This is a genomic window from Chryseobacterium sp. KCF3-3, from assembly GCF_045865955.1.
Lineage (GTDB): Bacteria > Bacteroidota > Bacteroidia > Flavobacteriales > Weeksellaceae > Chryseobacterium.
Genome location: NZ_AP035792.1, coordinates 2833824 through 2850579, shown reverse-complemented (window position 1 = coordinate 2850579; position 16756 = coordinate 2833824). Strand labels below are relative to the sequence as shown.

Genomic DNA, 16756 nt, shown 5'->3' with positions numbered 1-16756 from the left:
GTATTTAAAGTTTAAAAATAAATTTAGTAGAATTTTTGCAAAGAGCCTATGCTTTTGCTAAAAAATTTTGGTAAGAAGATTGCACAGAAACCGTGCCATCTGACAGGATTTTTTCTAAATTTAGAAATTCAATTTGATTGATGGATGCAGGATCAAAGTCTTTCTGGACTCTCACATAGTTTTCTGTGAAGCCGAACATTTTCCCGTCTTTATTTTCATGCTCCCAAAGAACAGGAAGCGTTTTTCCAAGTTGTGTCTGATAAAATGCCATTTTCTTCTTTTCAGAAAGAATTCTCAACATTTTATTACGTTTTTTTCTTTCCGCAACAGGAACTACACCTTCCATGGCTGCGGCTTCTGTATTTTCCCTTTCAGAATAGGTAAATACGTGAAGGTAAGTGATAGGAAGCTCATTAAGGAAATTATAAGTTTCCATAAATCTTTCTTCCGTTTCTCCCGGGAATCCTACAATAACATCCACACCGATAGCCGCATGAGGCATAACCTCACGGATCTTGTTCACTCTGTCATTATAAAGCTTGGTGAGATAACGACGTTTCATCTTTTTCAAGAGATCATCGCTTCCGGACTGTAACGGGATATGAAAATGCGGAACAAAGCTTTTGCTTTTAGAAACCAGCTCAATACTTTCATCTTTTAAAAGATTGGGTTCAATAGAAGAGATACGAATTCTTTCAATTCCTTCTACTTTATCCAGTTCTGAAATAAGATCAAGGAAGGTATGCTCGTGTCTTTTATTTCCGAATTCTCCTTTACCATAATCACCGATATTCACCCCTGTAAGAACAATTTCTTTGATGTCTTTTGCAGCAATTTCTGTCGCATTTCTAAGAACGTTTTCGATGGTATCGGAACGTGAAATTCCTCTGGCTAACGGAATGGTACAATAGGTACATTTATAATCACAGCCATCCTGTACTTTCAGGAAAGCTCTGGTTCTGTCTCCTATAGAATAACTTCCGATAAAGAAATCGGTTTCTTCAATTTCACAGGAATGAACAACACCTTCACTTTCAGATTTCTCCAAATCGTCAAGGTAGCTCAGAATATTGAATTTTTCTTTTGCTCCTAAAACAAGGTCAACTCCTTCAATCTGTGAAATTTCTTCAGGTTTTAACTGTGCATAGCACCCAACAATTACAACCAGTCCTTCAGGATTGGCTTTCATTGCTCTTTTCACGTGAAGTTTACATTCACGGTCAGCATTTTCTGTCACAGAACATGTATTGATAACATACACATTCGCTTTTTCATCAAAGCTTACCTTATCATAACCTGCATCTGTTAATTGACGGGCAATAGTAGATGTTTCTGCAAAGTTTAATTTGCAGCCAAGTGTATGAAACGCGGCAGTTCTATGAAAAGTAGACATTTGTTACTCCTGAATTTTATGGGTGCAAAGATAGTAATTTTAATAAGAATCCAAGATTGATTCAATCTATTGTTTATATTCGTCTCTTACTTCGGGGCTGTTTTGAAAGCAGACGGGTGATGAATTGGTCTCCGGATCCTGATTTGAAAATTTGGTTTTCATTTCTGTATTAAACTGTTGAGATCGGTTTCTGGCAATTGAAAGCGTATTCCAATCTTCATTCTTTATCATTTTAGCGATATAAACCATCTGACCGATATGGTAAGGATAATGAGCCAACTGACGAAGAACGGCATCAATAACCGGATGTGCTTCTCCTCTGATATACGTTGTGGAATAGAGATTCTCCTCGTTTATTTTATCAAGAGCATCAAAGAAACATTTCCAACCCTGTTCCCAAAAATCCAGAACTTGCTCTTTAGTGGTAAAGGTATTGACAAATTCTCCGTCACGGTTACGCCAGGATTTCTCTCCGTCTTCAGTGAGGAAATTGGTCCATCTTGAAAGCATATTTCCTGCAAGATGTTTCACAATAATGGCAATAGAATTACTTTCTTCATTATACTGCCAGAACATCTGCTCATCTGTTAACTGTTCAAAGGTTTTATCACCAAGAGATTTATAGTATTCAAAACGTTTTACAAACAGGTCTTTCATTCTTTCTATTTTGATATCTAATTTAAAAACTTTTAAAAATAAAAACCACCTCGATTGAAGTGGTTTTTTCTATCTGTTTTATATACTATTCTCTGTTTTTCACCAATACCCAACCTGTGAATTTAATGGCTGTATTCTTTTTATCATTTTCATTCCATGTGATAGAATACCAGTATGTTCCTGTAGGGACTCTTCTTCCACCCTGAGTACCATCCCATTTATAGCCATTGGATCTGTCTGCCTGGAAAATTTTGTTTCCATAACGATCAAAGACATTCATGATCAGATTTTGTTTGTTAGCCAAGGCTGAATAATCAATCACATCATTTATTCCGTCTGCATTAGGGGTAATCACATTGATCAGATTAGGGACAACAATTCCTATCTCAATCGGATCACAATCAAAGGCATCTTTTACGTATACTTTATGATCTCCTCTTGACAGATTATTGAAAACGTTGGAATCCTGCCAGATGATATTATCTATTGAATATTTATAGGCTGGAGTTCCTCCTATGACAGATACCGTGATTGTATTATTTGAGATATCAATACCGGAAACAACCGGCTGTTCAGAAGGAAGTACTTTTACAGTCTGTGTTGTAACACATTCTCCTGTTTTAAGTTTTACCCGGTATAAACCTATTCCGGCTTTGATCGTTTGTGTAGTAGCTCCTGTGCTCCATTCATAACTTTTAAATCCAGGCCCTGCATCCAGCGTTGTCTGGTCTTCAGCACAAATAGTCACATCTTTAAGTTTATCAGAATAGACAGGTGGAATAACCGCTAAAGTAACCTTCGCCACATTATAACATCCCTGAGCATTAGAAACTCTTATATATACAAATCCATTAGGAGCAATGTAATTATTGGCATTCAGAATCTCATTGGTCTGATTAAGAGCATCCGTTAATGAAGGGTAATATTTTTTTGTCGGATTGGTTTGTCCGGTCACCGAAGCATTCACAAGATTAAAAGAGGCAGTAGACGGACTGGCTTCGATGAAGCATGATCTCAGGGTTGTTTCATTCACTACCACTACCGGATAAAACTTCAAAGTAATCTGTGCGACTGCAGTACAACCAAACTCAGATATTATTTTTACATAAATAATTCCTTCCGCAGATACAAACGCCATTGGGATGGTAATCTCATTGGTTCCGGCGTTGAGATCCGCCATCGTATGATAATATTTTTTAGTAACATTAGGGTTTCCAATAACGTCCGCTGTGGTTAAATCAAATACAGCTGTACCTGCATTATTATTGTTACATTGGGTCAAAGTTGCATTTTTTGCTGTAATAGAACCATCTTTAAATTTAAATGTTCCGACCTGTTTACACTTATTAAGCGGATTAGATGCATTGGCTGGGTCGGTATAATTGATGCTGTAATAATAGACAGTTGTTGTATTTACTGTGATAGGAGCTGTAATAGGGTTATTCCCTGTTAAAGCATCATTTTGACTCAGATGATAGCTTACTCCAAAATTTTGATTTCCGTTGAGAATTCCAGAGGACAATGTTGAAAAATCAAATAAAGCCGTTGTAGAGCATATTACCACTTCTCTTGGATCAGCAGGATTTGCCGCCGGAATTCCAGGAGGATTAAAGGGTTGAGTCTGGATATTTGGATCTGTAAAAGGTGAAGCCAATGTTGCAGTTCCTCCCCATGTCAAAGAAAACGGAGCTGTTGTAGAACTGGTACTGCTCACCCAGTTGTCAATAAACAAATAATAAGTCTGCCCTGGCAAAACATCAAGATATCTGCAATAAGGAGTTAAAGAACCTCCTGCAGCACTTAAAAGCGTACTTGTCATATTTAATCCCGTTGCAGGACCTGGCCCAATAACTGTTGCAGCATTACAGCGTATTGGTGAGCCTAAACTTCCACAGTTTACATTGGGGCCAAAAATCGCCCAGTCATAATCAGCATCCGGATTATTAGGAACCAGATCAAAAGTAAGAGTTCCTCCAGTAGCAATTGTAATTTTATACCAGATTGAGTTGTGCTCCCCTGTAAAGTCTATACAGCTTCCTGAGTTGACCAATTCTTTTATATTGCCATATCCTGTAGGGCTATACGTAATATTTGAGTTTCCACAGACAGACAGTGCAGTAGCACAGTCGGCCTGAGCATAGAAAGTATGAGAGAGGCTGAGAAGTATAAAAAGTAAAAATTTTCTCATAGATTAATGTTTTTATGGTTACATTAGTTATACATTGTATTGATTTTCAATGCACATCAAATATAATCTTATTTTAATTAAAAACAATAAAATCTAAATAATTTTAAACTATTACAAATTAAAACACTGAATATTTTTCAATTATTCATCTTACAATCAATTAAATCATAAAATAACCAAATACAACCAATCTACTTTATGCTTGTAATATTTCCGCACAAATTCTCCAGGTGAAATATTTTATGGAAAGGACTTTTCACTTCTCTCAAATGTTCTTTATCCTGAATGAAGGTATATCGTGAAGCAATAGAATTCATATCTGAAACAATCACCAGCCAGCATTCATCTACAGAGGTGTCGTAGTAAGGAAATTTTTCGTTCTTTTTTTCAATGAGTTCCAGAATCTTTTCGGAGCATAGTTCATCAAACAGATTCATGCTGTATTCATGAGTTATGAATACATTTCTACGATGGAAAGATTTTCTTACACTTTTCACACAGCCCACTCCTTTATTTTTTTTGATGCTCTTATAAATGCTGATGATGTTTTCCTGCTGTACTTCCAGATTATCAAATTTGGTTTCCGGATGGAATTCTAAAAAATAAACACCACGATATTTCGTAGTGTCTTCCTGTTCTAATAATATTTCTGCCTGACGGAACATTTTATTCAAAGTACTTTCTACTTTTTTCATTTCCAGATGATTGATCACTTCGGTCAGCTCTATTCCGATTTTTTTGTCGTTTAATTTGGCGATAAAGTCTGGACTCTCGCAGGTAAGGTTTTCAAATTTCACTTCGGGGAAGTGATGCATAAAAGAATTGAGAAGCAGAATCTCGGATTTCTTTCTGTATTTTTCACGGTCATGCAGCGGAGATTCGTCTATGGTACGGTGATACTTCTCTATGGGCTTTTTTTTCAAATGCCGGTTCAGGTAATATAAACTCAGATTCTTGATCAGATCTTCTTCAGAAAACGTCTTTTTCATGTGTGATTTTTTTATTTAATTAAAGAACACATGCAGCCAATGGCTTTCATTATTAAAAGTTTTTGATAATCAAAAATTTACACTCTTAAAGGTAAGTAAAAAAACAATTCAATACTTAGTTTTTTAATTAATTTATCGATTAATTAATGTAAAGTTTATTTTCATAATTAATACCTTTGTCTTTTTAAACACAAACCCACATTTATGGATTTTAGGAATTTCAGAATACCCTACACGATCAATCCTCAATATTCAAAAAAGACCGTCTATTTCTCAATGGAATTTGCTCTTGAGCAGGTACTGAAAATATATTCGGGAGGACTTGGCTTTCTGGCAGGATCTCACATGAGAAGCGCTTATAATCTTAAGCAGGATCTTATCGGAATTGGTATCTTATGGAAGTTCGGTTATTATGACCAGGCAAGAAATCACGATCAGACTTTACAACCTGTATGGACGAGAAAAATGTACAGTTTTCTTGAAGACACCGGAATAAAATTTCAAATCGAAATCCACAGTGCTCCGGTTTGGGTAAAGGTTTGGTATCTTGATCCTGAAATTTTCAATACGGCACCTATGTTTTTCCTTTCCACAGATGTTCCGGAAAATGATCACGTTTCTAAAACGATCTGTCACAAATTGTATGATGCCAATGAATCCACAAAACTTGCACAATATATTTTACTGGGAAAAGGAGGCGCCAAGTTACTGGATGAAATGAATATTGAAAGAGAGGTTTACCATCTTAATGAGGCCCATGGACTTCCGGCAGCCTTTCATCTTCTGAGAAAATATAACGGAGACCTTAATAAAGTGAAAGAAAAACTCGTTTTCACCACTCATACTCCGGAAGAAGCAGGTAATGAAAAGCATAGTTTCAGATTATGTTATGATATGTCCTATTTTTCGGGATACAGCATGGAAGAAGTAAAAAAGATTGAAGGATCTGATGATGACCGTTTCAATCACTCTCTCTGTGCCTTAAGAATGGCAAGAATGGCCAATGGTGTTTCCCAGCTTCATGGGGTAGTTTCCAGAGCCATGTGGAATAAATATCCGGGAATCTGTGAAATCACCTCTATTACCAATGCTCAGGAATTTAAATATTGGTCTGATAAACCTTTATACAATGCAAAAGATGAAAATGATGCCACTGCTTTCGATTTCCGCAAGAAATATTTAAAGAAAAAACTGTTCAGTATTGTTGCCGATCAAACAGGAAATTTATTTAATCCCAATGTCTTTACGATTGTATGGGCAAGAAGATTTGCAGGCTATAAAAGAGCAGAACTTCTTTTGCATGACAAGGAAAGATTTTACAGACTTCTGAATCATCCAAAATATCCTGTACAGATCATTTGGGCAGGAAAACCTTATCCAATGGACTACTCAGCAATTTCTACATTCAACACCCTGGTGGAAGAAAGTAAATACCATAAAAATATTGCTGTTCTTACGGGTTATGAGCTTTCTTTAAGCAAATCGTTAAAACAAGGTTCTGATGTATGGCTTAATAACCCAAGGGTTCCAAGGGAAGCTTCCGGAACTTCCGGTATGACAGCTGCCATGAATGGCTCTGTCAATTTATCCACAGACGACGGCTGGATCCCTGAATTTGCAAAGCATGGAGAAAACTCTTTCGTTGTTCCTAAAGCAGATTATCAGAATATGAGCATTTATGAACAGGATAATTATGATTTAAATACATTGTATGAAATCCTTGAAAACGAAATTCTTCCCACGTATTATGATCGCCCTGATGAATGGAGAAAAATTCAGCATAATGCAATGAATGATGTGAAAGATCATTTCAACAGCGACAGGATGGCAGATGAATATTACAGAATACTTTATAATGAAACGAAATAATCTATTTATTTTTCGTTTTTCAATACAAAATGCCCGGAAATTTTTTCCGGGCATTTTGTATTGAAGTTTATTTGCTTTTTTTCTTTGAAGGTACTTTTAAACCTTCTTCCCTCGCTTCAGAAATACCAATGGCTATGGCTTGCTTTCTATTCGTCACTTTTTTTCCGGAAGAAGATTTTAGTTTTCCTTCCTTGAATTCGTGCATTACTTCTCCTACTTTGTCCTGAGCTTTATCTGAATATTTTGTTTTGCTCATGATCTTTTTTTTAAGATTTTGGCAGGGAAACCCCTAGTTCATAAACACAGGCATGCTTCAAATATTTTGAACGCTCTCTCGATGTTACCGATTCAAACTGATCATTTTTGATCACAATAATCGGGTCTTCTATATTTTCAATTTCAAAATTGGCAAAGTATCGTTCGTCCGGACTGGTTTTATCATTTCGTGCTTTTATTTTCTGCAGCTCATCCGCATATTTTCTGAATCCCGGATCTGAAGAATGGATAAATTTATACTCATCGCCTGCATACACATAGTAATGAATTTTTTTCTCTATCAAACCCGCTTCATCTGTAATTTCGGGATTATCATTTCCGTCTCTAAACACCACTTCTACCAATGTTCCTCCTTTTTTATGAGCACATTCTTCGGCATCGCTAAAGCTGGAAAAACCTGTATAAACAATCTGGTCGTTTAATACATAACGGTTCAGTTTCTGGTTGTATGCATTCGTTTCCATAATTATTATTTCATTTGATTTATACTTATTATATATTCAATTTTTTTGCCAAATTGCCTTTTTAAAGAAATTTCATTAATGAATATTTTCAATTACTCCAGATTCGAAAACTAAAAAACATTTTCCTGAAAGAGTAAGAAAAAATGATATCAGGTCCTGATTTTTATTTTATATGGTTATGTAAGTAAGAATTATTAAATTTGGAATCATTAAAATTGAAAATGAAAAAACTCCTTTTAACTCTTACTGTTGCTGCCGTATTTCAAAATATCTCAGCACAGGAAATTACTTTAGATAAAATATATTCAGGATATTACCGTGGGAAAGGGATTGCAGGAATCTCATCTATGAAAAACGGAGAGAACTATCTTGTCATTGAACCTTCAGGAATTGCAAAATATTCTTATAAAACTTCACAAAAGGAAGGAAATCTTGTGGATGGAAGGTTTGAAAGCTATATTTTTTCTGATGATGAATCTAAAATCCTTTTACAGACAGGAAGCCAGCCTATTTACAGACATTCTTTTCTGGGAAAATTTGATGTAAAAGATTTAAAATCCGGGAAAGTAATAAGCCTGAATGAAGGAAAACCGGTTCAGGAGCCAACATTTTCACCAGATGCTACAAAAGTGGCGTTTATATCTGACAATAATCTTTTCTATCAGGATCTTAGCTCAGGAAAAATCACACAAATTACTACGGATGGTAAAAAGAACTCTATCCTGAATGGTTTGGCAGATTGGGTATATGAAGAAGAATTCGGGCATGCAAGACAATATGAATGGACAAAAAATTCTGATGCCATCGTATTTGTGAAGTCTGACGAAAGCCAGATTCCGGAAATCTATATTCCGATTTACGGGAAAAACCTTTACCCTGCTGAGATGCGTTATAAATATCCAAAAGCAGGTGAAAAGAACTCTGTAGTTTCAGCACAGTTATACCGTCTTGATAACGGGAAAACGATGCAGCTGAATTTAGGTTCTTTCAAAAACTATTACATTCCGAATGTATTCCAGACCGCAAAGCCTGATGAGATTGTTTTAATTACTTCTGAAAGAATCCAGAATGCTTCGGATATTTTAAAAGTAAATACCAAAACAGGAGCAGTTCAGAAACTGTTTACTGAAACTGATGATAAATGGATTGATACAGACAGCCCTACTCTTGAATTCCTTGAAGACGATTCTTTCCTTTGGGCTTCTGAAAGAGATGGAAACCGTCACCTTTACTGGTATGATAAAGACGGTAAGTTGAAAAAACAGATCACAAAAGGAAACTGGGAGGTAACGGATTATTATGGTTTTAATCCAAAATCTAAAGAAATTTACGTTCAGACTACTGAAAAAGGAAGTATTAATAAGGTGATTTCCAAAGTAAATATTGAAAACGGAAAAACTCAGCTGATCTCTAATGCAGAAGGAAACAATTCTGCTAACTTCAGCAAAAACTATAATTATTTCATTGAAACTTCCTCTACAGCTGCAAAACCTTATACATACGTTTTAAAAGACGGTAACGGAAAAGCAGTAAAAGAACTTCAGAACAACAATGATCAGCTTCAGAAGTTGAAGACTGATAATTTTGTTGAAAAAGAATTCATTACGATTCCCAATGCTGTAGGCGATCAGATGAATGCCTGGATCATGAAGCCTAAAAACTTTGATCCGAATAAGAAATATCCTTTATTTATGTTCCAGTATTCCGGCCCAGGATCTCAACAGGTTGCCAACTCATGGGACAACGGAAATGCCATGTGGTTCAATCACCTTGTACAAAAAGGATATATTGTTGCTTGTGTAGACGGACGTGGAACGGGTTACAAAGGAGCAAAATATAAGAAAGTAACCTATATGAATTTAGGAAAATATGAGATCGAAGATCAGATCACTGCAGCCAAGTGGTTCGGGAATCAATCTTATATTGATAAAAGCAGAATCGGAATGTTTGGATGGAGCTTTGGGGGTTATATGACCAGCTTAGCAATGACTAAAGGTGCCGATGTTTTCAAAGTAGGAATTGCTGTAGCGCCGGTAACCAACTGGAGATATTATGACTCTGTGTACACAGAAAGATTTATGAGAACACCTCAGGAAAACCCTGATGGATATGATAAAAACTCTCCTACAGAATATTCTAACTTATTAAAAGGTAAATTCTTATTAATCCACGGAACTGCTGATGATAACGTTCACTTCCAGAACTCTATGGAATTCTCTGAAGCTTTGATTCAAAACAAAAAACAGTTTGATTTCATGGCTTATCCGGATAAAAACCATGGAATTTATGGTGGACAGACAAGACCTCAATTGTATCAGAAAATGACGGATTTTATTTTGAATAATTTATAAGTATTCAACGTACATCTCATAAAAATCCCTTCCAGAATTTCTGAAAGGGATTTTTTTTATCTGGTATTAAGGATATTTTACAGCACACTATTGTCATTCTGACGAAGGAAGAATCTCATACGCGGCTTAGATCCTTCATTTCACTTCGTTACATTCAGAGTGACAGAGTCATAATAATAATCTTTCTTGTATACAACATCATACGCAAACCTGTTGCTTTGAGAAAAACAAATAAATGTTCCTAATAATAACTTTTTCATCGTTTAAAATCTGCAATTTAAAATAAAATTATTACTACAGACCAAAATGGTTTTCTATTTATTTCATTAATCATTTAGGTATGTATTATTTATTTTATCAATTGAAATTAAAAACTTATTTTTGGGAAATTTGAAAATTGATTATATGAAGACTAAACATCCTAAAGGGCTACCCTATCTATTCTTTACAGAAATGTGGGAGCGTTTCGGGTATTACCTGATTCTTGGAATCTTTGTTCTCTATGTTATTGAACCTACGGGCATGAAAGGCGGACTTGGACTTCCGGATAAAACTGCTGATGACATTTTCGGAACTTATATTGCCTTAACTTATCTGACTCCATTCATTGGAGGATTCCTGGCTGACAGGGTTTTAGGGTATATTAAATCTATTTATCTCGGAGGCTTTTTAATGGCTGCAGGATATATAGGAATGGGAGTTTTTAAAGATTTGCCTTTGTTTTATGCTTCCCTGGCATTAATTATCATTGGAAACGGTTTCTTTAAACCTACTATTTCAACTTTACTAGGAAATCTTTATTCTGAAGAGCCTTATAAAGCAAATAAAGACTCGGGATACAATATTTTCTATATGGGAATCAATATCGGAGCATTTATCTGTAACATTATTGCGGCTTTCATGCGTAATAAATTCGGTTGGGGTGAAGCTTTCATCACTGCTGGAGTAGGAATGCTTATCGGAATGGTTATTTTTACTATCGGAAGAAAACATTATATCCACGCTGCACAGATGAAACCTGTACAGGAAGGAGATACCAAGCTTTCTGAAATTCTGATCAAAGTATTCGTTCCTGCTATCGCTGCCGGGGCAATAGGTTGGTTTATTCCTGGAAATATTTTCGGAAGTGATAGTACGGATGCCTTTATTTTCGCTTGTATACCTGTTATTTATTTCTATGCTTCTCTTTATTTTAAAGCTAAACCAGATGAAAAAGCCTCTATCGGAGCATTACTTTCTGTATTCCTGATCAGTATGTTCTTCTGGGCTGTTTTCAAACAGAATGGTACCGCTTTAACAAGATGGGCTAATTATTATACGGATAGAAGTGTTCCTGCTTCTCTTGAAAAACCATTGGAAGGAATTTATATGGTGGAAGGGAAAAGTTATGAAGATAAGGAAACTCCTGTTTATGACAATCAGTTCCGTTCTCAAAAAGATGATAACGGGGAAACAAAGAAAGAAATGGGAAAAGATGTTTATTTTAAAAACATATCTCCCGAACAACGTGCTGCTCTTGAGAAAAACCCTGAAAACAAAGTATATTTATACAATACAGAATTATTCCAGTCTATCAATCCATTCTGGGTTATTGCTTTAACCCCGGTTATTGTAGGATTCTGGGCATTGCTGAGAAGAAAAGGAAAAGAACCTTTAACGCCTACTAAGATTGTTTTAGGGCTATTCATTTCAGGACTTTCTTGTCTGGTAATGGTTTTAGCAGTAATGGCCGGAGACAATGGATCTGTAAAAGTCTCTCCTCTATGGCTTGTTGCCAGCTACGGAGTGATTACCATCGGAGAGCTATGCCTTTCTCCAATGGGACTTTCATTTGTATCTAAACTTTCTCCAGCGAGAATTACGGCATTGATGATGGGAGGATTTTTCCTTGCTAACTCTGTGGGAAATAAACTTTCCGGAATCCTGGCAAGCACATGGTACAATTACGAAAACAAAACGAATTATTTCCTTGTGAACTTCGCTTTGTTAATATTTGCTACACTTTTAGGCCTTTCTATGTTAAAAAGGCTGAATAAAATTATGACAGAAAAAGGGCATTAAAATCCTTAATATTATAAAGATAAGTAAGCTGCGGAAGAGTTCCGCAGCTTTTTTATTTAAAAATAAAATTAAAACCTTGCCAAAAACCCAAAATAAACTATATTTGTCAGTCTTAACAAAAATTAACAATAGAAATGGATAATATTGAAGCATTGAGTCCGAAACCGGATGAATTTGTAGAGAATAAGAATTCCAGGCATCCTAAAGGATTATGGGTTCTTTTCGGAACAGAAATGTGGGAGCGTTTCAACTTTTATGGAATGAGAGCTCTTTTGACGCTCTTCATGGTAAATTCCTTATTGATAAAAGAAGCTGATGCAGCGATCATCTATGGTGGATTTCTAGCTTTATGTTATTTAACCCCTCTTTTAGGAGGATTTATTGCTGATAAATATATCGGAAACAGATATGCCATCATCATCGGAGGATCGTTAATGGCTATTGGCCAGTTCTTATTATTCATCAGTGCCTCTACTTTCTCAGCAGATATTGGAAGTGCCAAACTTATCATGTGGCTGGCATTATTCGTGATTATTTTCGGTAACGGATTCTTCAAACCGAATATTTCCTCAATGGTAGGAAGCCTTTATCCAAAGCAGGAAAAATCTAAACTGGATTCTGCTTTCACCATTTTCTATATGGGGATTAATATTGGGGCATTCTTAGGTCAGTTTATCTGTCCATATGTAGGTGATGTAAAAGATGCTGCAACTGGAGTAAGAGATATCTTCGCTTTCAAATGGGGATTCTTAGCTGCTTCTATTGCCATGGTAATCGGAACAATTACATTCTTTATCCTTAAAAACAAATACGTAGTAACTCCTGAAGGAAGACCTATCGGAGGGTTACCAAAAAATAATACAAGTGCTGACTTCGAAGAAGGAGAAACACAAACTGCTAAATTCTCAGGTCAGGCTTTAGGAATCACCGGAGGAATATTTGTTGTTTTATTCTTCGTTTTCAGATACCTTCTTGTAGGTGAGTTTGGATTCAACTCCGTAGAAATGGGACAGTTGATTAAAGGGATCATTTATCCATTCATCTATTCGGCTGGTATTGCTCTTGCATTCTTAATTATGTCTTCTGCTGAAAACAAGGTGGAAAGACAGAGAATCTGGGTAATCTATATTGTATCATTCTTTATTATTTTCTTCTGGGCTGCATTTGAGCAGGCGGGATCTTCATTAACATTTATTGCAGATAACCAGACTGACAGAAACATTTTCGGATGGAATATGCCTCCTTCAATGGTACAGATCTTCAACGGTATTTTCGTAGTTCTTTTAGCTGTTCCTTTCAGTTTATGCTGGGACAAGTTAAGAGCTAAAGGAAAAGAGCCAGTATCTCCATTCAAACAAGCAATGGGATTAGCATTGATCGCACTTTCTTATTTCATCATTGCACACAATGTAAAAGATCTTGGAAACTCAGGGTTATTAGCCATCAAATGGTTAATGTTACTCTATTTCATCCAGACTTGTGGTGAGCTTTGTCTTTCTCCAATTGGCTTATCACTGGTTGGTAAACTGGCTCCGAAAAGATTTGCTTCATTATTATATGGTGTTTTCTTCATTTCTAACGCTGCTGGTTATGCATTAGCAGGTTCATTAGGAGCACTTATCCCTGCAACAGGTGATAAATTCAAAAAAGCTCAAGAAATGGGTGTTAATTTACAGGATGTTTTGGATAAAAAAGTAACACTGACAGCTGATCAGGTTGCCGCTTTCGATAAAGCTCAGCTTCCATTACACAACCCTACTTTTGTAGGATTTGAGATTCACAATCTATTCGAATTCTTCATGGTATTCGTAGTACTTTGTGGTATTGCTTCTGTTATTTTAGGTTTAATTTCACCTATCTTGAAGAAAATGATGCATGGTGTAAACTAATTGTATCAACAAAATATAATAAAACCTCTGCCAAGTCAGAGGTTTTTTTTATTTTCGTATGATGGAAATTTCCGAAGATTCTTTATTCCAATCCGTAAAGGAAATCATTAGACAGTCGCGCGAAAAAGTTTTTCGGATAGCGAATTCTACTCTACTGCTCACGTACTGGCAGATTGGAAAACTTATTGTTGAAGATGAACAGAATGGAAAAGAACGTGCACAGTATGGAAAATATACGCTGAAAAAACTTTCTGAAAAACTCACTTTGGAATTTGGAAAAGGGTTTGATTATACCAATCTATCCAATATGCGGAAATTTTACACAGCATTTCCAATTGTTGACGCATTGCGTCAACAATTAAGTTGGACTCACTATAGACTATTGATAAGACTTGATAATGCTGACAAGATGAATTATTATATAAATGAATCCGTTCAAAATAACTGGAACTACAGAGATCTCAAAAGACAGATAAACTCACTTTCCTACGAACGGGTTTTACAGCATAAAAAATCGTCTACAGAAAGTATTCACAGTGTTTTAAAAGATCCTTATATTTTTGAGTTTCTGGGTCTAAAAGCTAATGAACAATTTTCCGAAAAAGAAATTGAAACAGCCATTATTGATCACATCCAAAAGTTTTTACTGGAATTCGGGAAAGGATTTGCTTTTGTAGCCAGACAACAACATATTTCAACTGATACCTCAGATTTCTATATTGATCTTGTCTTCTATAATTACATCTTAAAATGCTTTGTGATCATCGACCTGAAAACCGGGGAACTTTCCCATCAGGATATTGGGCAGATTGATATGTATGTGAGAATGTATGATGACCTGAAACGCGGTGAAGGAGATAACCCAACCATCGGAATTTTATTATGTTCAGAAAAAGATGAAACTATTGTAAAATATTCCATTTTGAATGATAAAAACAATTTATTTGCCAGCAAATACCTGCTGTACCTCCCAAAAGAAGAAGAATTAAAACAAATTATTGACCAGGACAGAATCCGTTTTGAACTGGATCAGAAAGATAAAAACCCTTAATTAGAACTTAATCATATATCATTATGAGCTTAACTTTAGATGAAATACAAAATTTCAAAGGAAAGTATCCCAGACAAATCTGGAGCCTGTTTTTCTCTGAAATGTGGGAACGTTTCTGTTTCTACGGAATGCGTGGAATGCTGGTTTTCTTTATGATCTCCCAGCTTAATTTCCATGAAAAAGAAGCCAACCTCCAATATGGAGCCACCCAGGCATTCGTATATGCCTTTACTTTTGTAGGAGGTCTTTTTGCCGATAAAATTTTAGGATTCCGAAAATCCTTGTTCTGGGGCGGCCTTCTGATGATCGTAGGAAGTTTAATTCTTGCTACCGATCCCCACAAATTCTTTTTCTTAGGAATAGCATTCACCGTACTAGGGACAGGTTTCTTCAAACCTAATATTTCATCTATGGTAGGACAGCTTTATAAACCAAATGACTCAAGAGCAGATGCAGGATTCTCACTTTTCTATGCGGGAATTAACCTTGGTGCATTATTAGGAGGTTATTTGTGTATCGCAATCGGTAAAGGAGAATTCCTGGGCAATATCATTGCAGAAGAGATGAGATGGCATATTGCTTTCGGACTTGCTTCAATAGTAATGGTGGTGAGCTTAATTAATTTTGTATTCACACAAAGAACATTGGGTACTATTGGTTTACAGCCGGGACATCCTTTAGCAGAAGAAAAAACAGCTCCAATACCAAAATGGAAAGAGTATGGAGTATATGTTTTGTCTTTAATTTTCGTTCCTATCATCATGACCATGGTAGCCAAGACAGAATATACAGATTATTTCATGTGGACCATCGGACCATTAACCTTAATCTATTTATTCTATGAAATGTCTAAAGTAACCGCTTCTGAACGCAAAAAACTTTGGGCAGCTTTAGTATTTATTATATTTTCAATCATATTCTGGGGAATCTATGAGCAAAGTGGAGGTTCTTTAAGTATTTTCGCAGCTAAGAACCTGAATAAAGACCTTCTGGGATTAGACCCAAATGGTGTAAACAACTCAGGAGGAGCATTCTTCATTATTTTCCTTGCTCCATTGATCGGACTTCTTTGGATCTGGCTGAACAAAAGAAAAATTGAACCCAACACGATTATCAAATTCGGATTAGGATTCATTTTCTTAGGATTAGGATATTATGTTTTGTTTGCAACCCGTCTTTTTGCAGACCTTCAGGGAATCACTTCACTGAATTTCTTCACACTGGCATTGCTTATCATTACCCTTGGAGAATTATGCCTCTCTCCTATCGGATTATCCATCATGACCAAACTTTCCACTAAAAATCTTCAGGGAATGATGATGGGAATGTGGTTCCTTGCTTCTGCGTATGGACAGTATGTTGCAGGAATTATCGGGGCCAGTCTTGCCACAGCCAAAGAAGGTTCTACCAACTATGATGAATTGATCACTTATACTGATGGATATAAACAATTGGGATTATATGCGGTAATTGCCGGAGTGGTATTAATTTTGATATCTCCGTACGTGAAAAAATTAATGCAAGATGTAAAATAAAAAATAAGTAATTATGCTTATTTTTATCCAAAT

Annotated in this window: 12 protein-coding genes; 6 read left to right on the top strand and 6 right to left on the bottom strand. The window is 35.9% G+C overall.

What is annotated here, in order from left to right; translation table 11 throughout:
* Positions 1–46: 46 nt before the first annotated feature.
* The 4 genes from mtaB to ACKTTZ_RS12855 form a co-directional block, all read right to left on the bottom strand.
* On the bottom strand, positions 47–1393 hold the full coding sequence (gene mtaB / locus ACKTTZ_RS12870) for a tRNA (N(6)-L-threonylcarbamoyladenosine(37)-C(2))-methylthiotransferase MtaB (RefSeq protein WP_034693689.1): 1347 nt from the start codon (positions 1391–1393) through the stop codon (positions 47–49).
* Between the two features lie 66 nt (positions 1394–1459).
* Positions 1460–2050 carry a DUF1572 family protein gene (locus ACKTTZ_RS12865; protein WP_034693686.1) on the bottom strand — a complete coding sequence of 197 codons (591 nt, stop codon included), beginning with the start codon at positions 2048–2050 and terminating at the stop codon, positions 1460–1462.
* Between the two features lie 85 nt (positions 2051–2135).
* Complete coding sequence (locus ACKTTZ_RS12860) at positions 2136–4238, bottom strand: T9SS type B sorting domain-containing protein (RefSeq protein ID WP_407845759.1); 2103 nt, start codon at positions 4236–4238, stop codon at positions 2136–2138.
* A gap of 191 nt (positions 4239–4429) precedes the next feature.
* Positions 4430–5227: a hypothetical protein gene (locus ACKTTZ_RS12855; protein ID WP_034693680.1), complete on the bottom strand. Its 798-nt coding sequence runs from the start codon at positions 5225–5227 to the stop codon at positions 4430–4432.
* 204 nt (positions 5228–5431) lie between these two features.
* Between ACKTTZ_RS12855 and glgP the strand changes: the two genes are divergently transcribed.
* Complete coding sequence (gene glgP, locus ACKTTZ_RS12850; protein WP_407845758.1) at positions 5432–7096, top strand: alpha-glucan family phosphorylase; 1665 nt, start codon at positions 5432–5434, stop codon at positions 7094–7096.
* A gap of 67 nt (positions 7097–7163) precedes the next feature.
* Here glgP and ACKTTZ_RS12845 read toward each other — a convergent pair whose 3' ends face one another.
* On the bottom strand, positions 7164–7352 hold the full coding sequence (locus ACKTTZ_RS12845) for a DUF6496 domain-containing protein (protein WP_407845757.1): 189 nt from the start codon (positions 7350–7352) through the stop codon (positions 7164–7166).
* Positions 7353–7362: 10 nt separating this feature from the next.
* On the bottom strand, positions 7363–7836 hold the full coding sequence (locus tag ACKTTZ_RS12840; protein WP_034693667.1) for a hypothetical protein: 474 nt from the start codon (positions 7834–7836) through the stop codon (positions 7363–7365).
* A 221-nt stretch (positions 7837–8057) separates the two neighbouring features.
* On the opposite strand from ACKTTZ_RS12840, the gene ACKTTZ_RS12835 reads away from it, so the two are divergent.
* The 5 genes from ACKTTZ_RS12835 to ACKTTZ_RS12815 all read left to right on the top strand — a co-directional run bounded on the left by ACKTTZ_RS12835 (position 8058) and on the right by ACKTTZ_RS12815 (position 16723).
* Complete coding sequence (locus tag ACKTTZ_RS12835) at positions 8058–10187, top strand: S9 family peptidase (protein ID WP_407845756.1); 2130 nt, start codon at positions 8058–8060, stop codon at positions 10185–10187.
* A 405-nt stretch (positions 10188–10592) separates the two neighbouring features.
* The gene (locus ACKTTZ_RS12830) at positions 10593–12248 is read left to right on the top strand and encodes a peptide MFS transporter (protein ID WP_034693660.1); all 1656 of its coding nucleotides are present in this window, start codon (positions 10593–10595) and stop codon (positions 12246–12248) included.
* A 134-nt stretch (positions 12249–12382) separates the two neighbouring features.
* Positions 12383–14137: a peptide MFS transporter gene (locus tag ACKTTZ_RS12825; RefSeq protein ID WP_079240545.1), complete on the top strand. Its 1755-nt coding sequence runs from the start codon at positions 12383–12385 to the stop codon at positions 14135–14137.
* A gap of 58 nt (positions 14138–14195) precedes the next feature.
* Positions 14196–15188 carry a YhcG family protein gene (locus ACKTTZ_RS12820; RefSeq protein ID WP_407845755.1) on the top strand — a complete coding sequence of 331 codons (993 nt, stop codon included), beginning with the start codon at positions 14196–14198 and terminating at the stop codon, positions 15186–15188.
* Positions 15189–15211: 23 nt separating this feature from the next.
* The gene (locus tag ACKTTZ_RS12815) at positions 15212–16723 is read left to right on the top strand and encodes a peptide MFS transporter (protein ID WP_407845754.1); all 1512 of its coding nucleotides are present in this window, start codon (positions 15212–15214) and stop codon (positions 16721–16723) included.
* Positions 16724–16756 lie beyond the last annotated feature (33 nt).